Here is a 19,954-nt window from a genome sequence, read left to right on the forward strand (position 1 = left end):
ATTGGTTGTTGGTCCTCGCCGACCGTTTCTTGTTTTTGTTGGTGGGGGGTTTGGGGGGGTTGGGGGGGGTCTGGGGCCCCCCCCACCACAACCCCGGGGGGGGGCGGCCGGGGCGGGGCGGCGGGGGGGTCTACGTCAGCCAGCAGCACGAGCCCCGCCGCGGAGACCCCGGCCCCCACCACCACCCCCCCCCCCCCCAACACCCCCACCACCCCCCCCACGGCCGCGCCGGGGCGCCCCCCCCCCCCCCCGATCCCCGGGGGCCCCCCCCCCGGGGGGGCCGGCCCCCGCTACTCCCGACGGGCCCCGGGCCGCCGTCCATGCCGCGGCCCGGGGCCCGATGTCGACAGGCCGGGGCCTTCGCCCCCGCCCTTGGTCCGCGACATGAGAACCCCCGTTCCCCGTGGGCCCCCGTTTTCCCCCGTGGGCCCCCGTTTCCCCCGTCGACCGACGGGCACGGCCGACCGGTCATGCGACCCGGCGGCGTGCTCGTTACGATCGCCGTCGATTCTTCCGGTCCGGCGCCGCCGGTGGATCAACCCCGGGATGGAGTTCGCAGTCCACCCTCGGGTGGAGTGGAAGGCCGTCCGGAGAAAGGCGCGGGATCGTGATACGGGTCGTGATCGTCGACGACGAGACACTGGTGAGGACCGCCCTGCGGCGCATCCTGGAGTCCGCGGGCGACATCGGGGTGGTCGCGGACTGCGACAGCCGCGCGGCACTGGCCGCCGTCCGCGCGCGCAAGCCCGACCTGGTGCTCCTGGACACGGTGATGCCGGAACCCGACGGGCTGACCGTGCTGCGGGCCGTACGGGCGCTGCCCGATCCGCCGGCCGTCGCGATGCTCACCGGATTCGACACCAGCGCCCACATCACCGCCGCCATGCGCGCGGGCGCGACCGGCTTCCTGCTCAAGGACACGGCGGTCGCCACCCTCATTGACGCGGTCCGCGTGCTCGCCTCCGGCGGGACGGTCTTCACGCCCACCGTCAGCCGCGCCGTGGTCGACGGCTACCTGGGCACGGCCGACGCGCAGGAGGCCGACCCCGCCGGGGCGCCCCTGGACCGGCTGACCGGACGGGAGCGGGAGGTGCTGCTGCTGGTCGCGGGGGGCCTGTCGAACCTGGAGATCGCCGAGCGGCTGCACATCACCGTCGCCACGGTGAAGGACCACGTCCGCGCCCTGCTGCGCAAGCTCGACGCGCCGAACCGGGTGTCGCTGGCGATCCTGGCGCACCGGGCCGGGCTCTCGCCGGGGAGCGCCGCGTGAGACTCCCCCGGGCCGCCGTCGACGGGTGCCTGGTCGCCGTCGCGGCGACCGAGGCCTGGGCGACCCGTTCCCTGGGCGGTCCCCTCGCGCTGTCGGCGGCGTACGTGGCCGCCGGCGCCCTCGCGCTGCGCCGACGGCTGCCGTTGACGGTGCTGCTGGCGACGCTGCCCGCCCTGTCGCTGGGCTATGTGTGGCTGGCCCCCATGGCCGCGCTGTACACGATCGCCGCCGACGGCGCCGCCCTGACCGTGGCCCGCGCCCGGCGGCTGCTGCGGCGTGGACCGCCGCTCCCCGGCCGGAGACGGATCCCGCCGCCCATGGTGGTGACGCTGGGCAGCGCGGCAGCCGTCGCCTTTGTGTCGTTCTTCCCCTGGCCGTGGATCGGGGAAGTCGACTGGGCCCCCGCGGCGACCGTGCTCGCGGTGCTGCTGTCGGCGCTGCTGGCCGTGGCCCCGACGGCGCTGGGGCTGCTCGCCGCCTCACGCCGTGAACTCGCGGCGCGGCTCGCCGAGCTGGCGGAGAGCCGGGAGCGGGAACGCCGGCTGGCCGCGGAACGGGCGGTGGTGCGCGAGCGCACCCGGCTCGCGCGGGAGATGCACGACACCGTGGCCCACCACATCAGTCTGATCGCCGTGCAGTCGGGCGCCCTGGAGGCGACCGCCCGGGGCGAGGAGGCGCGGGCCGCGGCCGGTACGGTGCGGCAGCTCAGCCGCGACGCCCTGGACGAACTGCGGCACATGGTGGGGCTGTTGCGGATGCCGGTGGCGGTGGGCGGCGAGGACGCCGGCCCGGGCCTGGCGGAACTGCCCACGCTCCTCGCCGCGGCCGGGCCGCAGGTGCACGGCGACCTGACCGCCCTGGGCCGGCCCGGGTGCCCGCCGCCGGTGCAGCACGCGGCGTACCGCACCGTGCAGGAGGCCCTGACCAACGTGCGCAAGCACGCTCCCGGCGCGCGCACCGAGGTGACCGTACGGCTCGCCGCCGGCGCGCTGCACGTCGCGGTGCGCAACGCGCCGTGCGGCGGGGACGCGCCCGGCCCGGCGCTGCCGTCCGGCGGTCACGGCCTCACCGGGCTGCGTGAGCGCGCAGCCCAGCTGGGCGGCACCCTGGACGCGGGTCCGGAGCCGGACGGCGGCTTCCTGGTGCGGGCGACACTGCCGCTGGACGCGGACCGGTGACGGTGACCCGGCGGCTCAGTCCCGCGGTACGCGGACCACGCCCTCCTGGATGACGGAGACGGCGAGCCGCCCGTCCTGGGTGTAGATGCGCGCGGTGCCGAGCCCGCGCCCGCCGGAGGCGGAGGGGCTCTGCTGGTCGTACAGCAGCCATTCGTCGGCGCGGAACGGCCGGTGGAACCACATGGCGTGGTCCAGGCTGGCGCCCACCACGTCGCCCACCGCCCAGCCGCCGCGCCCGTGGGCGAGCAGCACGGAGTCCAGCAGCGTCATGTCCGACACATAGGTGGCGAGGCAGACGTGGAGCAGCGGGTCGTCGGCGAGCTTCCCGTTGGTGCGGAACCACACCTGGGAGCGGGGCTCACGCGGCCCGGCCCCGGCGGCGAGGAAGGGCGGGGCGTCGACGTAGCGCAGGTCGACGGCGGCGCGGGCCTCCAGGAGGCGGTCCACGACCGAGGGGTCGGGGAACCGGTCCCTGTGCGGCCGCAGCAGTTCCTCGCCGGTGGGCAGGCTCTCCGGGTCGGGTGCCGGCGGCATCGGCTCCTGGTGCTCCAGCCCGTCCTCGTACGTCTGGAAGGACGCGGACAGGTGGAAGATCGGCTGCCCGTGCTGCACCGCGACCACCCGGCGGGTGGTGAAGGAGCGGCCGTCGCGGATGCGGTCGACCTGGTAGACGATCGGCGCGCCCGGGTCGCCCATGCGCAGGAAGTAGGCGTGCAGGGAGTGGGCGTCGCGTCCCTCCGGGACCGTGCGCCCCGCCGCGACCAGCGCCTGTGCGGCGACCTGGCCCCCGAAGACGCGGGGGACGACGGCGGGGCGGCTGGCGCCGCGGAAGATGTCCTGCTCGATCCGCTCGAGGTCGAGGAGGTCGAGCAGGGACTGCAGTGCGTGGTTGGTCACGTGTGTCTCTCGGGGTCGGCGGACCGTCCGGTCACAGCCCCATCGACTTGGCGATGATCGACTTCATGACCTCGCTGGTGCCGCCGTAGATACGGTGCACGCGGTTGTCCGCGTACAGGCGGGCGATCGGGTACTCCAGCATGTAGCCGTAGCCACCGTGCAGCTGGAGGCAGCGGTCGATGACCTTGGCCGCGGTCTCGGTGCAGAAGAGCTTGGCGCGCGCGGCGTCGGCGGCGGTGAAGTCGCCGAGCTCGTGGGCCTCCAGGGCGCGGTCGACGACGGCCTGCATGGCGTCGACGTCTGAGGCGCACTCGGCGAGCACGAACTTGGTGTTCTGGAACTCGGCGACGCTCTTGCCGAAGACCTTGCGGTCGCGCACGTACTGGGCCGCGAAGCGGACGGCGGCGTCGGCCTGGGCGTAGGAGCCGAAGGCGATCGCGAGGCGCTCGACCGGCAGGTTGTGGGCGAGGTAGGAGAAGGCCTTGCCCTCCTCGCCGAGCAGGTCCTCGACGGGGACCTTGACGTCGCTGAAGGACAGCTCCGCGGTGTCGGAGGTGCGCAGGCCGATCTTCTCCAGCTTGCGGCCGACGGCGTAGCCCTCGCTCGTGGTGTCGACCGCGAGGATCGACAGACCGCGGCGGCGGTCCTCCGGGGTGGCCGGCGAGGTGCGGCAGACGACCAGCACGCGGTCGGCGACCACGCCGCCGGTGATGAAGGTCTTGGCGCCGTTGAGGACGTAGTGGGTGCCGTCCTCGGAGAGCTTCGCGGTGGTGGTCATGCCGGCCAGGTCGGAGCCGGTGCCGGGCTCGGTCATGGCGATGGCGGTCATCATGTCGCCGCTGATGAAGTCGGGCAGCCAGCGCTTCTTCTGCTCCTCGTTGGCGAACTCGAGGAGGTACGGGAGCACCAGGCCGGTGTGCACGCCGCTGCTGCCGAAGCTGACGCCGGCGCGGGCGCACTCCTCGGTCACCACGGCGCTGAACTTCCAGCCCGTGATGCCGGCGCCGCCGTACTCCTCGGGCACCTCGATGCCGAAGATGCCCAGCTCGCCCAGGCGCCGGTAGAAGTCGCGGGGCGGGTACCCCGCCTCCTCCCACTCGGGGTAGACGGGCACGACCTCGTTGGCGATGAAGTCCCGGATCGTCTCCCGGAAGGCCTCGTGGTCCTCGTTGAATACCGTGCGACGCACTTGGCGCCTCCTCTGCACACTGGGCGATAAGCAAGCGCTCAGTAAGTTACTTCCCGGTTGTGCGCGCTGTCCAGAGCGGCGAAGGCGCCCAGGGCCAGCCGGTGCAGCAGCACGGCGGTCGCCGCGCGGCCGGGCAGCCCCCCGTGCGGGCCGAGGTGCGGGGTGGAGTTGAGCAGGCCGAAGACGGCGTGCACGGCCGCGCGGACCTCGGGCTCGGCCGCCCCCGGGTGGACCTCGCGGACGACCGTGACCCACTGCTCGACGTACTGGCGCTGCAGCTGGCGCACGAGCTTGCGGTCGGAGTCGCGGAGCCGGTCCAGTTCGCGGTCGTGGAGGGTGATCAGCGCCCGGTCGTCCAGGGCGAAGTCGATGTGCCCGCGGACCAGGGCGTCCAGCGCGGCGGCCGCGCCGTCGGCCTCGGCCACCCGCATGCGGCCCGCGGAGTGCAGCCGGCCGCTGATCCCGACGAGCAGCTCGGCGAGCATCGCGTCCTTGCCCGCGAAGTGCCGGTACAGCCCGGGACCGCTGATGCCGACGGCCGCCCCTATCTCGTCCACGCCGACCCCGTGGAACCCGCGCTCGGCGAAGAGCCGCGCGGCCTCCCTCAGGATCTGGTCACGCCTGCCGCTGGCCGCCTTGGCCGCCGTCCTCGTGGGCTCCACACCGCACCTTTCCGCGAGGCGTCCGGTCTGCGGATGCCCCCGCGATCTCATCGTCCTACCATTCTAGACAGCCGTGTTAACGACCGCTAACGTGGTCGACAACACGTTAACGACCGCTAACTCCTCCGGGGGCCCGTGACATGGAAGCACCCGTCCTCGCCAGCGCCGCGGATCCGGCGAGCGAGGCCTACCGCGCCAACGAGAAGGCGCACGCCGAGCTGTCCGCGCGGCTGCGCGAGAAGCTCGCCGCCGCCGCGCTCGGCGGCGGCGAGAAGGCCCGCGCCCGGCACACCGCGCGCGGCAAGCTGCTCCCCCGCGACCGCGTGGACGGGCTGCTCGACCCCGGATCGCCCTTCCTGGAGCTCGCCCCGCTGGCCGCCGACGGGATGTACGAAGGCCAGGCACCGGCCGCCGGCGTCGTCGCCGGGATCGGCCGGGTCTCCGGCCGCGAGGTCGTGATCGTCGCCAACGACGCCACCGTCAAGGGCGGCACGTACTACCCGATGACGGTCAAGAAGCACCTGCGCGCCCAGGAGATCGCCCTGGACAACCGGCTGCCGTGCGTCTACCTGGTCGACTCCGGCGGCGCCTTCCTGCCGAAGCAGGACGAGGTCTTCCCCGACCGCGACCACTTCGGGCGGATCTTCTTCAACCAGGCCACCCTGTCCGCGCGCGGCATCCCGCAGGTCGCCGCCGTCCTCGGCTCCTGCACGGCGGGCGGCGCCTACGTCCCCGCGATGAGCGACGAGGCGGTGATCGTCCGCGGCCAGGGCACGATCTTCCTGGGCGGCCCGCCGCTGGTGAAGGCCGCCACCGGCGAGGTGGTCACGGCCGAGGAGCTCGGCGGCGGCGAGGTGCACTCCCGCACCTCCGGCGTCACCGACCACCTGGCCGAGGACGACGCCCACGCGCTGCGCATCGTGCGGAACATCGTGGCGACCCTGCCCGCCCGCGGCGCACTGCCGTGGACGGTCGGACCCGTCGAGGAGCCCGCCGTCGACCCGGCCGGGCTCTACGGCGCGGTCCCGGTCGACTCGCGCACCCCCTACGACGTCCGCGAGGTCATCGCCCGCCTCGTCGACGGCAGCCGCTTCGCGGAGTTCAAGGCCGAGTACGGCACGACGCTGGTCACCGGCTTCGCCCGGATCCACGGCCACCCGGTCGGGATCGTCGCCAACAACGGCATCCTGTTCTCCGAATCGGCCCAGAAGGGCGCGCACTTCATCGAGCTGTGCGACCAGCGCGGCATCCCGCTGCTCTTCCTGCAGAACATCTCGGGCTTCATGGTGGGCCGTCAGTACGAGGCGGGCGGGATCGCCAAGCACGGCGCCAAGATGGTCACCGCGGTGGCCACGACCCGGGTGCCCAAGCTGACCGTGGTCATCGGCGGCTCCTACGGCGCGGGCAACTACTCGATGTGCGGCCGCGCCTATTCGCCGCGCTTCCTGTGGATGTGGCCCAACGCCAAGATCTCCGTCATGGGCGGCGAGCAGGCCGCCTCGGTGCTGGCCACCGTCAAGCGCGACCAGATCGAGGCGGCCGGCGACACCTGGGCGGCGGAGGACGAGGAGGGCTTCAAGGCCCCCATCCGCGCCCAGTACGAGGAGCAGGGCAACGCCTACTACGCGACGGCCCGGCTGTGGGACGACGGGGTCATCGACCCCCTGCAGACCCGCCAGGTGCTGGGACTGGCCCTGACCGCGTGCGCCAACGCGCCGATTCCGCAACGCGATCCGCAGGCGCCGGGCTTCGGCGTCTTCCGGATGTAGGGGGAGCACTCAGATGTCAGCGATGTTCGACACCGTCCTGGTGGCCAACCGCGGCGAGATCGCGGTCCGCGTCATCCGCACCCTGCGGCGGCTCGGGATCCGTTCGGTCGCCGTCTTCAGCGATGCCGACGCCGGGGCCCGCCATGTCCGCGAAGCCGACACCGCCGTGCGCATCGGCCCGGCGGCGGCATCCGAGAGCTACCTTTCGATCGAGCGGCTGCTGGAGGCGGCCGCCCGCACCGGCGCCCAGGCCGTCCACCCCGGCTACGGTTTCCTCGCCGAGAACGCCGCCTTCGCCCGTGCCTGCGCGGAGGCGGGGCTCGCCTTCATCGGGCCGCCCGCCCGGGCCATCGAGCTCATGGGTGACAAGATCCGCGCCAAGGAGACCGTCCGCGAGGCCGGGGTCCCGGTGGTGCCGGGCAGCAGCGGCAGCGGGCTCACCGACGAGCAGCTGACGGCCGCCGCCCTGGAGATCGGCACCCCCGTGCTGCTGAAGCCCTCCGCGGGCGGTGGCGGCAAGGGCATGCGCCTGGTGCGCGACACGGCCCTGCTCCCCGAGGAGATCGCGGCCGCCCGCCGCGAGGCGCGCGGCTCCTTCGGGGACGACACCCTGCTGGTGGAACGGTGGATCGACCGTCCCCGGCACATCGAGATCCAGGTGCTGGCCGACGGCCACGGCAACGTGGTGCACCTCGGCGAGCGCGAGTGCTCGCTGCAGCGCCGCCACCAGAAGGTGATCGAGGAGGCCCCCTCGGTCCTGCTGGACGAGGCGACCCGGGCCGCCATGGGCGCCGCCGCCGTGCAGGCCGCGCTGTCCTGCGGCTACGTCGGCGCGGGCACCCTGGAGTTCATCGTCCCGGGCGCCGACCCCTCCGCCTACTGCTTCATGGAGATGAACACCCGCCTCCAGGTCGAGCACCCCGTCACGGAACTGGTGACCGGGCTGGATCTGGTGGAGTGGCAGTTGCGGATCGCCGCGGGCGAGCGGCTGTCCTTCGGACAGGACGAGGTCGCCCTGACCGGGCACGCCGTCGAGGCCCGGATCTGCGCCGAAGTGCCCTCGCGCAACTTCCTGCCGTCGGCGGGCACCGTGCTGGCGCTGGACGAGCCCGTCGGCGAGGGCGTGCGCGTCGACTCCGGGCTCCGTGCGGGCAGCGAGATCGGCACGTCCTACGACCCGATGCTCGCCAAGGTCATCGCGTACGGCCCCGACCGCCCGACGGCGCTGCGCCGGCTGCGGGCCGCCCTCGCCGGGACGACCGTGCTGGGCCTGGAGACCAACACCGGTTTCCTGCGCCGCCTCCTGGCCCACCCCGACGTCGTCTCCGGCGAGATGGACACCGGCCTGATCGACCGGGAGCTGGCGGGCCTGGTGCCCTCCGAGGTGCCCGTCGAGGTGTACGCGGCGGCCGCGCTGCTGCGCCACGCGGCCCTGGAACCGGCGGCGGCCGGCGGAGGCTGGCGGGACCCCTTCTCCGTGCCGAGCGGCTGGCGGCTCGGCGGGGAGCCCGCCTGGACCGACCACTGGCTGCGGGTACCAGGGTGCGAGGCCGTGCGGGTCCGTGTCCGCGGCGGCGCCCCGGAGGCCGAGGTGCGGATCGACGAGGCCGCCGCGGTGCGCGCCCGGCTGCTCCCCGGCTCCGGGCAGCGGACCACCGTCGAGTGGGACGGCGTCACGCACGCCTTCGACCACGCCGGCGACTGGCTGGGCCGGGACGGCGACGGCTGGCGCCTGCAGCCGTACGACCCGGTCGAGGCCGCGCTGCGCGGCGCGGCCGGGGCGGGTGGGGTGGACACCCTGGCCGCGCCCATGCCGGGCACGGTGACCGTGGTCAAGGTCGCCAAGGGCGACGAGGTCACCGCGGGCCAGAGCCTGCTCGTGGTGGAGGCGATGAAGATGGAGCACGTCATCACCGCCCCGCACGACGGCACCGTCACCGAGATCGACGTGACCCCGGGCAGCACCGTCGCCATGGACCAGGTGCTCGCGGTCGTCGCCCCGCACCAGGAGGAGGCCGAGTGATGGCCGTCGAGCGAACTCCCGGGCTGCCCATGTCCGTGCCGCTGGACGGGCTCCCGCGGCGGGTGCGCATCCACGAGGTCGGCGCACGCGACGGGCTGCAGAACGAGAAGGCCACGGTGCCCACCGAGGTCAAGGCGGAGTTCGTGCACCGCCTGGCCGACGCCGGGCTGACCACCATCGAGGCGACCAGCTTCGTGCACCCCACGTGGGTGCCCCAGCTCGCCGACGCCGAGCAGCTGATGCCGCTGCTGGACGACCTGGGCGACGGGGTCCGGCTGCCGGTGCTGGTGCCCAACCAGCGCGGGCTGGAGCGGGCCCTGGCCCTGGGGGTGCGCGAGGTCGCCGTCTTCGGCAGCGCGACCGAGTCCTTCGCGAAGGCCAACCTCAACCGCACGGTCGACGAGTCGCTGGAGATGTTCGCGCCGGTCGTCGCCGCCGCCAAGGAGGCGGGGGCGAGGGTGCGCGGCTACCTGTCGATGTGCTTCGGCGACCCGTGGGAGGGCGCCGTGCCCGTCCCGCAGGTGGCCGCGGTGGCCCGCCGGCTCTACGACCTGGGCTGCGACGAGCTGAGCCTCGGCGACACCATCGGCGTCGCCACGCCCGGCCACGTCGTGGCGCTGCTCGACACCCTGACCGGCCTGGACGTGCCCGTCGAGCGGCTCGCCGTCCACTTCCACGACACCTACGGCCAGGCACTGTCCAACACCCTGGCCGCCCTCCGGCACGGCGTGGGCGTCGTCGACGCCTCCGCCGGCGGCCTCGGCGGCTGCCCGTACGCCAAGAGCGCCACCGGGAACCTCGCCACCGAAGACCTGGTCTGGATGCTCGACGGCCTCGGCGTCGAGACCGGGGTCGACCTCAGCCGCCTCACCGCCACCAGCGTGTGGATGGCGGAGCAATTGGGCCGACCGAGCCCGTCCCGTACCGTCCGCGCCCTCTCCCACCAGGAGTGACCACAGCCATGACGACCGCCCACCGGCTCCCCGCCGAGTACGAGGAACTCCGCCGCACGGTGGAGGAGTTCGCGCACGACGTCGTCGCGCCGAAGATCGGCGAGTTCTACGAGCACGACGAGTTCCCCTACGAGATCATCCGCGAGATGGGCCGCATGGGCCTGTTCGGCCTGCCCTTCCCCGAGGAGTACGGCGGCATGGGCGGCGACTACTTCGCCCTCTGCATCGCCCTGGAGGAGCTCGCCCGGGTGGACTCCTCCGTGGCGATCACCCTGGAGGCGGGGGTCTCGCTCGGCGCCATGCCGGTCTTCCGCTTCGGCACCGAGGAGCAGAAGCGGCAGTGGCTGCCGCAGCTGACCGCCGGCGAGCAGCTGGGCGCGTTCGGGCTGACCGAGCCGGACTGCGGCTCCGACGCCGGCGGCACCCGCACCACGGCCCGGCTGGACGAGGCGACCGGCGAGTGGGTGATCAACGGCACCAAGAGCTTCATCACCAACTCGGGCACCGACATCACCTCGCTGGTCACGGTCACGGCCGTCACCGGCCGCAAGGAGGACGGCCGCCCGGAGATCTCCTCGATCATCGTGCCCTCCGGCACCCCGGGCTTCACGGTGTCGAAGAAGTACAGCAAGGTCGGCTGGAACGCCTCCGACACCCGCGAGCTGTCCTTCTCCGACTGCCGTGTGCCGGCCGCCAACCTGCTGGGCGAGCGGGGCCGGGGCTACGCCCAGTTCCTGCGCATCCTGGACGAGGGCCGGATCGCCATCGCGGCGCTGGCCACCGGTCTGGCGCAGGGCTGTGTGGACGAGTCGGTGGCGTACGCCAAGGAGCGCACCGCCTTCGGCCGCCCGATCGGGAGCAACCAGGCGGTCGCCTTCAAGCTCGCCGACATGGAGATGCGCGCCCACACCGCCCGGCTGGCCTGGCGGGACGCGGCGTCCCGGCTGGTCGCCGGGGAGCCTTTCAAGAAGGAGGCGGCGATGGCCAAGCTCTACTCCTCGGAGATCGCGGTCACCAACGCCCGCGAGGCCACCCAGGTGCACGGCGGCTACGGCTTCATGAACGAGTACCCGGTCGCCCGTATGTGGCGGGACTCCAAGATCCTGGAGATCGGCGAGGGCACCAGCGAGGTGCAGCGCATGCTGATCGCACGCGAGCTCGGCCTTCCGGCGTAGTTTTCGCCACTCCCCTGCCCGATATCGGGCAGGAATCTTGCGATCAGCCTCCTCCTTCCCTCAGTATCGACCGGTGCTCGAACGCCGGACGACACATGACGACCTCGTCGACCACCTGGTGCGGACCACGCCGCTGCAACGCGGTGAGGCCGCCCGGGTGGTCCTCGACGTCCTGGCGTACTTCGACGAGACGGCCGAGGACTTCGTACGGCGCCGCCACCGCGAGCTGCAGGCCAAGGGTCTGCAGAACGCGGAGATCTTCGGACAGATCACGGCCGAGCTGCCGTACCGGGCGGTCACCCCGCCCGAGTACTCACTGCGGCAGTTGCGCCGCATCGTCTACGGCTGACAGCGAGACCGGGCCGCCTCGAGCGACCGGGAGGGACGGAAACATGTGTGGAATCGTCGGCTACATCGGGAAGCGTGATGTCGCCCCGCTGCTGCTGGAGGGCCTGCAGCGGCTGGAGTACCGCGGTTACGACTCCGCGGGCATCGTGGTCGCCGGCAAGTCCGGCGGACTCAAGGCCGTCAAGGCCAAGGGCCGGGTCCGTGAGCTGGAGGCACGGGTCCCCAAGCGCTTCGCCGGTACCACCGGCATAGCCCACACCCGCTGGGCCACCCACGGCGCGCCCAGCGACGAGAACGCGCACCCGCACCTCGACACCGAGGGCAAGGTCGCCGTCGTCCACAACGGCATCGTCGACAACGCCGCCGAGCTGCGCGCCAAGCTGGAGGCCGACGGCGTGGTCTTCGCCTCCGAGACCGACACCGAGGTCATCACCCACCTCGTCGCCCGCTCCCAGGCCGAGTCCCTGGAGGAGAAGGTCCGCGAGGCGCTGAAGGTCATCGAGGGCACGTACGGCATCGCCGTCATGCACGCCGACTTCCCCGACCGGATCGTCGTGGCGCGCAACGGCTCGCCGGTGGTCCTCGGCATCGGCGAGAAGGAGATGTTCGTCGCCTCCGACGTCGCCGCGCTGATCTCCCACACCCGCCAGGTCGTCACCCTCGACGACGGCGAGATGGCCACCCTGAAGGCCGACGACTTCCGCACCTACACGACCTCGGGCACCCGCACCACGGCCACCCCCGAGACCGTGGAGTGGGAGGCCGCCTCCTACGACATGGGCGGTCACGACACGTACATGCACAAGGAGATCAGCGAGCAGCCCGACGCGGTCGACCGCGTGCTGCGCGGCCGGATCGACGACAAGTTCTCCACCGTGCACCTGGGCGGCCTGAACCTCGACGCCCGCGAGGCCCGCGGCATCCGCCGCGTGAAGATCCTCGGCTGCGGCACCTCGTACCACGCAGGGATGATCGGTGCCTCGCTGATCGAGGGCCTGGCCCGTATCCCCGCCGACTCCGAGCCCGCCTCCGAGTTCCGCTACCGCAACCCGGTCGTGGACCCCGACACCCTCTACATCGCCGTCTCGCAGTCTGGTGAGACGTACGACGTGCTGGCGGCGGTCCAGGAGCTCAAGCGCAAGGGCGCCCGCGTCCTCGGCGTGGTGAACGTGGTGGGTTCCGCGATCGCCCGTGAGACCGACGGCGGCATGTACGTCCACGCCGGCCCTGAGGTCTGCGTCGTCTCCACCAAGTGCTTCACCAACACCGTCGTCGCCTTCGCACTGCTCGCCCTGCACCTGGGCCGCATCCGCGACCTGTCGGTGGCCGACGGCAAGCGGATCATCGAAGGCCTGCGCAGGCTGCCCGAGCAGATCCAGGAGATCCTCACGCAGGAGGAGGACATCAAGAAGCTGGCGGCCGAATACGCGGACGCCAAGTCGATGATGTTCATCGGCCGGGTGCGCGGTTACCCGGTCGCGCTGGAGGCGTCCCTGAAGCTGAAGGAGATCTCCTACATCCACGCCGAGGCGTACCCGGCCTCCGAGCTCAAGCACGGCCCGCTGGCCCTGATCGAGCCCGCGATGCCGACGGTCGCGATCATCCCGGACGACTCGCTGCTGGAGAAGAACCGCGCCGCGATGGAGGAGATCAAGGCCCGCAGCGGCCGGATCCTGGCGGTCGCGCACCAGGAGCAGGCGAAGGCCGACCACACGCTCCTCGTCCCGAAGAACGAGGACGAGCTCGACCCGATCCTGATGGGCATCCCGCTCCAGCTGCTGGCGTACCACACGGCGCTGGCCCTGGGCCGGGACATCGACAAGCCGCGCAACCTCGCGAAGTCCGTGACGGTCGAGTAGCCGACGGCCCCGGCACGCACGAGGCCCCCCGCGCCCTTCGGCGCGGGGGGCCTCGCCGTTGCCTCCCCGGACGTCAGGCCGCGTGCCCGCGGTGCGGCATGGCCAGCCGCCACCCGTCGGCGAGGGCGCGCCGGCCCCACGTGGCGTTGGTGAGCAGTGCGGTCCCGCCGTACCAGGCGACCGCGCCGGCCGCGAGGCCGACCCAGCCGGCCGTCTTGCCGAGACCGCTGTTGGAGGCGAGTGCCGCGATGCCGGACAGGGCCATGGCCACGGTCAGCAGCCCGAAGGCCGCCTGCGCCACGCCGCCCATCTGCCACGCGGCCATGGTCAGGCTGAGCGCCAGCAGCGCCCACAGGAGCATGAAGAGCCCGGCGACCTCCTTGCTCGCGCCCGCGCCGGACCCCGCCGACCAGGTCACCCAGAAGGCGCCCAGTGAGGCGAAGGCGGTGCCGGTGAAGCCGTTGCCACCGTAGAACTCCCACATGCCGGCGACGAATTGCGTGACGCCGCCGACGACCAGGGCGAGCCGGGCGGCGTCCGCCGCCGCGGTGTTGTCGAATACGCCGGTGCCGAGCAGCCCGTAGGCGATCAGCGTCAGGCCGAGTGTCAGATATCCCAGAGCCGTAGCGCCGGCTCCTGCCATGCGCGCCGTGGAGACGTCGTTGTCCACCGCGGGCCCCCTTCGTGTACGAGGGAAGGAAGAAACTGCAGATGAGATACCCTTCACAAGGGCACAAGCAATCCTGCGGAGGCCGTATTCACGGCGGCGTGCACCGAATCGTTATGGAATGACCACGACAGGCCGCTGGGCGCGCCGCGCGAGCCGTCCGGCGACCGACCCGAAGATCTTGCCGATGATCCCGTGCGTCCCACCCACCACGATGGCGTCGGCCTCGTACTCCCGGCCGACCTCCTCCAGCTCGTGGCAGATGTCGCCGCCGCGCTCGACCAGGATCCACGGGACCTCCGACAGGTGGTCGGCGCAGGCGAGTTCCAGGCCGAGCACCTCGGTGCGGTGGTCGGGGACGTCGACGAAGACGGGCGGCTCGCAGCCCGCCCACACGGTCGCCGGGAGCCGGTTGGCGACGTGCACGATGATCAGCGCCGAACCGGACCGGCGTGCCATGCCGATGGCGTACGCGAGGGCCCGTTCACTCGACACGGAGCCGTCGAAACCGACGACCACGCCGTGCCGGAACGCGGGATCACAGGAAGTGCGCGGCTCGCAGGCCGCCTCCGGAGCCGCCGCCGATTCGGCGAGCGGCTTTCCGTCGGCGGGCTCGGGGAGCTCGTAACCGGCCATGATGCGGTTTCTCGGCAAGGTCGGCGCCGGGAGCGCCGAGTGGGCGGACAACAACAGTGCGGGGGCCGCGGGACCGGCCTGATTTCGACCGGTAAGGGGCTGCCCTTCCCGCTGACTCCAGAGTACGGCGACTGAGGGCCCCTGCACAGATGCGCAGGTGCCCTCACAGCGTCCCCCTACCCCGGAGTTTCCAGGAGAATGCCGGAGCCGGCCGCCGAGCGCAACGCCCCGCCGCCAATCGGACAAGTCACCTCGCGCCCGGCCCTCTCCCGCTGTCCGCCTCCGGCCATATCCGGAATCGTCCTCCCGGCCGTGCGAGGCACAGGGGGCGCACTCGTTCTCCGGCCACACAAGGGGCGTACGACGGAGCGCTGACCAGGGGTGCGTACAGGACTTCCCATCATTTTCGGCCAACTTCCCTCTGTGCAGGGGGACTTGGGATCATGTGCCACAACCCCCGCCGCCACCAGGGCGGAAGCGGAATGAGGGGGCGCACGGGCGTTGTGCGCCGGTTCCCCTCGCGGAAGGCACACTTCACGAGGGGAACGCTTCGTGATCGAATGCTTCACGCCACGTGGTCATGTCGACATACCGGCAGGTGGTGAACTTGCCACTGCGGGTACAGCGGAACCAGTAGATTCGATCTTGAGTGACAACGGCGGGGGACCCGTGCAGGACCGAGAGGACCAGACGACCGAGGGGGGCTTGAGCTCCATGACACAGGAGTCCAGGACCGGCACCATGGCGGAGATCCAGTCGGCCGCCGGCATGTCCACCGCACCGTCCGCGTCGACGGGGGCACCGGGCCTCCCGCACGTCCCGGGAGCGTCCGGCGTCCCGGTGAGCACCTCCGTTCCGTCGGGCCCGGCCGGCCCGTCCGCCACCGCCCAACAGGGCCGCGGACCGCGGAAGTTGTCGGCGCGACGCCGTCAGGAGGTCGTCGCCGTACTGCTGTTCAGCGGCGGCCCGATCTTCGAGAGCTCGATCCCGCTCTCCGTGTTCGGCATCGACCGCCAGGACGCGGGCGTGCCGCGCTACCGGCTGCTGGTCTGCGCCGGTGAGGACGGCCCGCTGCGCACCACCGGCGGGCTGGAGTTGTCGGCCCCGTACGGGCTGGAGGCGCTGTCGCGGGCCGGCACGGTCGTCGTGCCCGCCTGGCGCTCGATCTCGCAGCCGCCGCCCGCCGAGGCGCTGGACGCGCTGCGCCGCGCCCACGAGGAGGGCGCGCGCATCATCGGGCTGTGCACCGGCGCCTTCGTGCTCGCCGCCGCGGGGCTGCTGGACGGCCGCCCGGCCACCACGCACTGGATGTACGCGCCGACCCTCGCCAAGCGCTACCCGTCCGTCCACGTCGACCCGCGCGAGCTGTTCGTCGACGACGGCGACGTCCTCACCAGCGCGGGCACCGCCGCCGGCATCGACCTGTGCCTGCACGTCGTACGCAGCGACCACGGCGGCGAGGCCGCCAACGCGCTCGCCCGCCGGCTGGTCGTGCCGCCGCGGCGCGGCGACTGGGGCGGCCAGCCCCGGCACCTCGACCGCTCTTTACCGGAGGAGATCGGCGGCGATCCGCTCGCCGAGGTCGTCGCCTGGGCGCTGGAGCACCTGCACGAGCAGTTCGACGTGGAGACCCTCGCCGCCCGTGCCTACATGAGCCGCCGCACCTTCGACCGCCGCTTCCGCACGCTGACCGGCAGCGCGCCCCTGCAGTGGCTGATCACCCAGCGCGTCCTGCAGGCCCAGCGGCTGCTGGAGACCTCCGACTACTCCGTGGACGAGGTCGCCGCGCGCTGCGGCTTCCGCTCGCCCGTCGCGCTGCGCGGTCACTTCCGCCGCCAGCTCGGCTCCTCCCCCGCCTCGTACCGGGCCGCCTACCGGGCCCGACGCCCGCAGGACGACCCGGACCCCGGGCTCGCCGCCGCCCGGGAACCGCGCGGCCCCGAGGCGGCCGGCGGCCCGGTGCCGGCCCCGCGCCGCAGCCCCGTGCCCACCGCGGACCGCGGTCACGGCGGGGTGCTGCAGATCGCGGGACAGGCCGGTTCCGGCGGTGGCCCGGGCACGGCCAAGACCGACGCCGAGCCGCCCTACGCGACGCGCATCCCGGAGCAGCCCGGCAGCCGTTTCGACGCCCGCGAGCCGCACGGCGCCCGGCGGCCGCGCGGCGACCGGGACGGCCGTGACGGACGCAGCCGCAGCGCGACTATGCCTGCTCCACGGGATCGCCCCGTAGGGTGAGACGTATGAACGACCGGATGGTGTGGATCGACTGCGAGATGACCGGGCTCTCCCTGGCCCAGGACGCTCTGATCGAGGTGGCGGCGCTCGTCACCGACTCGGAGCTCAACGTGCTCGGCGAGGGGGTGGACATCGTCATCCGTCCGCCGGCCGAGTCGCTGGAGAGCATGCCGGAGATCGTCCGCACGATGCACACCGCCTCCGGCCTGCTGGAGGAGCTCGACGGCGGGGTGACGCTGGAGGAGGCGGAGAAGCTGGTCCTGGACTACGTCCGCCAGTACGTGGCCGAGCCCCGCAAGGCGCCGCTGTGCGGGAACTCGGTCTCCACCGACCGCGGCTTCCTCGCCCGGGACATGCCCACGCTCGAGCAGCACCTGCACTACCGCATCGTGGACGTCTCCTCCATCAAGGAGCTGTCCCGGCGCTGGTACCCGCGCGCCTACTTCGCCAGCCCGGAGAAGAACGGCAACCACCGCGCCCTCGCCGACATCCGCGAGTCCATCGCGGAGTTGCGCTACTACCGTGAGGCGGTCTTCGTGCCCCAGCCCGGACCGGACACCGACACGGCGCGCTCGATCGCCGCGAAGTACGTCCTGCCTGCGGAAACCTCGGACTGAGCGACCCACGGAAAACGTGGCAGCGAGCACCCCTCCGGACCCTGTACACTTTTTCTCGGCCGGTGGGAAGCAGTAGGAATCACCGGTCATGGTGGGTGTAGCTCAGCTGGTAGAGCACCTGGTTGTGGTCCAGGATGCCGCGGGTTCGAGTCCCGTCACTCACCCTCACCGAGGAAGGCCCGGCCCGCGGAAGCAGGCCGGGCCTTCCTCGTCCCCGGGCCTTCGGGACCCCGGGCGGGGCGGGTCAGCCCGCGACCGCCTCGGCGGCGGCGAGCGCCGGCTGCCAGGGGTACTCCGGGCCGGATCCGGCGTCGCCGAAGAGCACCGTGACCCCGGCGGCGCGCAGGGTCTCCAGCGAGCGCTCGTACTGCGGGTGCTGCATGAGCGCCGCGTTCACGGACGGCATCGCCACCATCGGGACGCGCTTGCCGATGCCCTCGGCGAGGGTGCCGGCCACGAACGTCTCCGTCAGGCCCAGTGCCCATCCGTTGATCGTGTTGAAGGTGGCCGGGGCCACCAGGATCACGTCGGCCGGGGGCCAGACCTCGGGCCGGCCGGGCAGCGGGTACTCGTGGCGCACCGGGCGGCCGGTCAGCGCGGCCAGTCCGTCCAGGCTCGGCTCAAGCCAGCGGGCCGCGGTGGGCGTCAGGCCGAGGCAGACGTCCCAGCCGCGCACCTGGGCGTCCTCGATGACGCGCGCGACGTCGAAGACGGAGGGGGCGGCACCGGCGAAGAGGTAGAGGGTCCGAGTCATGCGGACCACCCAATCGCGGGAAGTGGATCTTACGCAACCGTACGGAGGACCGGACGTCCGGAGGGTCTCACGGGGCCCAGTGGTACTTGCCCCCGCCGAGCCAGCGCACGGCCTGGGGGTCGTCGAAGTCGACGTGCTCCCGCCCGGCGTCGAGGGCGATGCGGACGACGTCGAGCAGGTCATGGGCGATGCCGACGGGTTCCCCGTCGATCTGCACGATGCGGAAGGGCGGGTCGCCGGCCTGGACGGGGGACACGACGATCGGGGTGGTGCTCACCCGTCCAGCTTGCGGCACCCCGGCGCCCGGCGCACCCGAAGTGGCCCTGCCGCACGACGGGTGAATGGCCCTCGGCGAGTCCGGGCCCGCGATCGTAGCGTGGAGGGCATGAGCACCGAGCCCTCCCGTACGGCCCTCGCCTCCCGACTCCGCGCCCTGCACGTGCCGGGCCACCCGCTGGTCCTGCCGAACGTCTGGGACGCCGCTTCGGCGCGTGCCGTGGCCGACGCGGGCTTCCCGGCGGTCGCCACCGGAAGCGCGGCCGTGGCGCCCACCCTGGGCTACGAGGACCAGGAGGACACGCCCGTGGACGAGATGTGCGCCGCGGTCGCCCGCATCGCCCGGGCCGTCCCCGTACCGGTGACGGCCGACATGGAGCGGGGCTACGGGCTGCCGCCCGCGGAGCTGGCGGAGCGGCTGGCCGCGACCGGCGCCGTGGGCTGCAACCTGGAGGACACCGACCACCGTACGGGGCTGCTGGCCGACCCCGGGGAGCAGGCGGCGTACATCGCCGCCCTGCGCACGGCGGCCCCGGAGCTGGTGATCAACGCCCGGACGGACTGCTTCCTCCGCGGCGGCGCCGGTCCCGCGGAGCGGCTGGCGGACGCGGCGGGCCGGGCACGGGCGTACCTGGAGGCGGGCGCGGACTGCGTCTACCCGATCGGGGCGCTGGACGAGGCCACCGTCCGGGCCGTGGTCGAGGCCGTGGACGGCCGCCCGGTCAACGTGCTGTCCCGGCCGGGCGGGCCCTCACCGGCCCGTCTGGCGGAGCTGGGGGTGGCGCGGATCAGCTTCGGCCACCAGCTCCACCAGCTGGTCCAGCGGTACTTCGCCGGGCTCCTCGCGACCGTGGCGCGCGGGGACAGTCCCTTCCCCGAGGGCTGACGGCACCTCAGCCGTCCGTGCGCGGGGGCGACTCGTCGTTGCCGCGGCGCACGGTGCGCAGCGGACCGCCGGGCCGCCACACCTGCAGGACGAGGTCGGGGTCCTCGACGTAGGTGCGCACGACCTCGGCGATGTCGGCGCGGAAGAGGTGGAAGGGCCCTTCCGGCACCGTCACCTCGCCGGTGAAGCGGGCGATCGCCGCCGGGTCGGTGACCTCGACGGCGCGTCCGGAGATCCGCACGTCGCCCCCGTCCATGGAGGTGTCGGGGCCGGGGTTGACGTGGAGCGCGAAGCGCGGGTCGCGGCGCAGGTCGAGGGCCTTGCGGGAGCCGGGCATCATGCCGAGCCACAGCTCGCCGAGCCGGAACTCGGCCTCGATGCCGCTGAGCCGGGGTGAGCCGTCGGCACGCAGGGTGCCGAGGACGTGGTGCTTGTAGCCGCCGAATCGGGTGCGCACGGCCTCGGCGAGGCCGGGCTGTGCTTCCTGGAAGTCTGTCCAGCTGGTCGTCATGCCGCCATGCTCCCCGGCATACCCGACATCCTCTGTCGGCATTGCCGGG

19 protein-coding genes and 1 tRNA gene are annotated in these 19,954 nt (G+C 73.0%); 12 read left to right on the plus strand and 8 right to left on the minus strand.

The window, feature by feature from the left end:
• Nucleotides 1-619: 619 nt before the first annotated feature.
• On the plus strand, nucleotides 620-1,270 hold the full coding sequence (locus ACFV3E_RS15650; RefSeq protein WP_500322799.1) for a response regulator: 651 nt from the start codon (nucleotides 620-622) through the stop codon (nucleotides 1,268-1,270).
• A complete protein-coding gene (locus ACFV3E_RS15655) occupies nucleotides 1,267-2,448 on the plus strand; it encodes a sensor histidine kinase (RefSeq protein ID WP_500535180.1) in 1,182 nt (393 codons plus the stop codon). Before ACFV3E_RS15650 ends, ACFV3E_RS15655 begins: the two co-directional genes overlap by 4 nt.
• Before the next feature lie 15 nt (nucleotides 2,449-2,463).
• Here ACFV3E_RS15655 and ACFV3E_RS15660 read toward each other — a convergent pair whose 3' ends face one another.
• Genes ACFV3E_RS15660 through ACFV3E_RS15670 form a run of 3 tightly spaced genes read right to left on the minus strand, consistent with a single transcriptional unit; the run spans nucleotide 2,464 to nucleotide 5,196 of the window.
• Nucleotides 2,464-3,345 carry an acyl-CoA thioesterase gene (locus tag ACFV3E_RS15660; RefSeq protein ID WP_499511991.1) on the minus strand — a complete coding sequence of 294 codons (882 nt, stop codon included), beginning with the start codon at nucleotides 3,343-3,345 and terminating at the stop codon, nucleotides 2,464-2,466.
• A gap of 31 nt (nucleotides 3,346-3,376) precedes the next feature.
• Nucleotides 3,377-4,534: an acyl-CoA dehydrogenase family protein gene (locus ACFV3E_RS15665; RefSeq protein ID WP_500535181.1), complete on the minus strand. Its 1,158-nt coding sequence runs from the start codon at nucleotides 4,532-4,534 to the stop codon at nucleotides 3,377-3,379.
• Nucleotides 4,535-4,572: 38 nt separating this feature from the next.
• On the minus strand, nucleotides 4,573-5,196 hold the full coding sequence (locus ACFV3E_RS15670; protein ID WP_499511993.1) for a TetR/AcrR family transcriptional regulator: 624 nt from the start codon (nucleotides 5,194-5,196) through the stop codon (nucleotides 4,573-4,575).
• A gap of 140 nt (nucleotides 5,197-5,336) precedes the next feature.
• Between ACFV3E_RS15670 and ACFV3E_RS15675 the strand changes: the two genes are divergently transcribed.
• The 6 genes from ACFV3E_RS15675 (at nucleotide 5,337) to glmS (ending at nucleotide 13,323) form a co-directional block, all read left to right on the plus strand.
• A complete protein-coding gene (locus ACFV3E_RS15675; protein WP_500369354.1) occupies nucleotides 5,337-6,965 on the plus strand; it encodes a carboxyl transferase domain-containing protein in 1,629 nt (542 codons plus the stop codon).
• A 22-nt stretch (nucleotides 6,966-6,987) separates the two neighbouring features.
• Nucleotides 6,988-8,988, plus strand: a complete 2,001-nt coding sequence (locus ACFV3E_RS15680; RefSeq protein ID WP_500535304.1) for an acetyl/propionyl/methylcrotonyl-CoA carboxylase subunit alpha — start codon at nucleotides 6,988-6,990, stop codon at nucleotides 8,986-8,988.
• Nucleotides 8,988-9,941, plus strand: a complete 954-nt coding sequence (locus ACFV3E_RS15685; protein WP_500535182.1) for a hydroxymethylglutaryl-CoA lyase — start codon at nucleotides 8,988-8,990, stop codon at nucleotides 9,939-9,941. Before ACFV3E_RS15680 ends, ACFV3E_RS15685 begins: the two co-directional genes overlap by 1 nt.
• 8 nt (nucleotides 9,942-9,949) lie before the next feature.
• Nucleotides 9,950-11,116: an acyl-CoA dehydrogenase family protein gene (locus ACFV3E_RS15690; protein WP_500369351.1), complete on the plus strand. Its 1,167-nt coding sequence runs from the start codon at nucleotides 9,950-9,952 to the stop codon at nucleotides 11,114-11,116.
• A 73-nt stretch (nucleotides 11,117-11,189) separates the two neighbouring features.
• The gene (locus ACFV3E_RS15695) at nucleotides 11,190-11,465 is read left to right on the plus strand and encodes a hypothetical protein (RefSeq protein WP_500369350.1); all 276 of its coding nucleotides are present in this window, start codon (nucleotides 11,190-11,192) and stop codon (nucleotides 11,463-11,465) included.
• A 43-nt stretch (nucleotides 11,466-11,508) separates the two neighbouring features.
• Nucleotides 11,509-13,323 (plus strand): glutamine--fructose-6-phosphate transaminase (isomerizing), encoded by a 1,815-nt coding sequence (gene glmS / locus ACFV3E_RS15700; RefSeq protein WP_500369348.1) that lies wholly within the window; start codon nucleotides 11,509-11,511, stop codon nucleotides 13,321-13,323.
• A gap of 73 nt (nucleotides 13,324-13,396) precedes the next feature.
• Here the strand turns inward: glmS and ACFV3E_RS15705 are convergent, their stop codons facing one another.
• Together ACFV3E_RS15705 and ACFV3E_RS15710 are read right to left on the minus strand one after the other, a co-directional pair.
• Nucleotides 13,397-13,993: an acetate uptake transporter gene (locus ACFV3E_RS15705; RefSeq protein ID WP_500535183.1), complete on the minus strand. Its 597-nt coding sequence runs from the start codon at nucleotides 13,991-13,993 to the stop codon at nucleotides 13,397-13,399.
• A gap of 111 nt (nucleotides 13,994-14,104) precedes the next feature.
• On the minus strand, nucleotides 14,105-14,626 hold the full coding sequence (locus ACFV3E_RS15710) for a universal stress protein (protein ID WP_500322789.1): 522 nt from the start codon (nucleotides 14,624-14,626) through the stop codon (nucleotides 14,105-14,107).
• A gap of 714 nt (nucleotides 14,627-15,340) precedes the next feature.
• On the opposite strand from ACFV3E_RS15710, the gene ACFV3E_RS15715 reads away from it, so the two are divergent.
• The 3 genes from ACFV3E_RS15715 (at nucleotide 15,341) to ACFV3E_RS15725 (ending at nucleotide 17,642) form a co-directional block, all read left to right on the plus strand.
• On the plus strand, nucleotides 15,341-16,861 hold the full coding sequence (locus ACFV3E_RS15715; RefSeq protein ID WP_500535184.1) for a helix-turn-helix domain-containing protein: 1,521 nt from the start codon (nucleotides 15,341-15,343) through the stop codon (nucleotides 16,859-16,861).
• Between the two features lie 5 nt (nucleotides 16,862-16,866).
• Nucleotides 16,867-17,478, plus strand: coding sequence for an oligoribonuclease (gene orn / locus ACFV3E_RS15720; protein ID WP_500369344.1), 612 nt, complete (start codon nucleotides 16,867-16,869; stop codon nucleotides 17,476-17,478).
• 91 nt (nucleotides 17,479-17,569) lie between these two features.
• Nucleotides 17,570-17,642 (plus strand) — tRNA-His (locus ACFV3E_RS15725).
• Nucleotides 17,643-17,722: 80 nt separating this feature from the next.
• On the opposite strand, the gene ACFV3E_RS15730 is transcribed toward ACFV3E_RS15725, so the two are convergent.
• Both ACFV3E_RS15730 and ACFV3E_RS15735 read right to left on the minus strand, forming a co-directional pair.
• Nucleotides 17,723-18,232, minus strand: a complete 510-nt coding sequence (locus ACFV3E_RS15730; protein ID WP_499512003.1) for a flavoprotein — start codon at nucleotides 18,230-18,232, stop codon at nucleotides 17,723-17,725.
• 67 nt (nucleotides 18,233-18,299) lie between these two features.
• Entirely contained in the window at nucleotides 18,300-18,509 is a 210-nt protein-coding gene (locus tag ACFV3E_RS15735; RefSeq protein ID WP_499512004.1) for a hypothetical protein, read from the minus strand.
• Nucleotides 18,510-18,617: 108 nt separating this feature from the next.
• Here ACFV3E_RS15735 and ACFV3E_RS15740 point away from each other — a divergent pair, with 108 nt between their 5' ends.
• A complete protein-coding gene (locus ACFV3E_RS15740) occupies nucleotides 18,618-19,394 on the plus strand; it encodes an isocitrate lyase/PEP mutase family protein (protein WP_500535185.1) in 777 nt (258 codons plus the stop codon).
• A gap of 7 nt (nucleotides 19,395-19,401) precedes the next feature.
• On the opposite strand, the gene ACFV3E_RS15745 is transcribed toward ACFV3E_RS15740, so the two are convergent.
• The gene (locus ACFV3E_RS15745; RefSeq protein WP_499512006.1) at nucleotides 19,402-19,905 is read right to left on the minus strand and encodes a pyridoxamine 5'-phosphate oxidase family protein; all 504 of its coding nucleotides are present in this window, start codon (nucleotides 19,903-19,905) and stop codon (nucleotides 19,402-19,404) included.
• Between the last annotated feature and the right edge of the window lie 49 nt (nucleotides 19,906-19,954).

Origin of the sequence: Streptomyces sp. NPDC059718, assembly GCF_042733315.1 — a bacterium.
Lineage (GTDB): Bacteria > Actinomycetota > Actinomycetes > Streptomycetales > Streptomycetaceae > Actinacidiphila.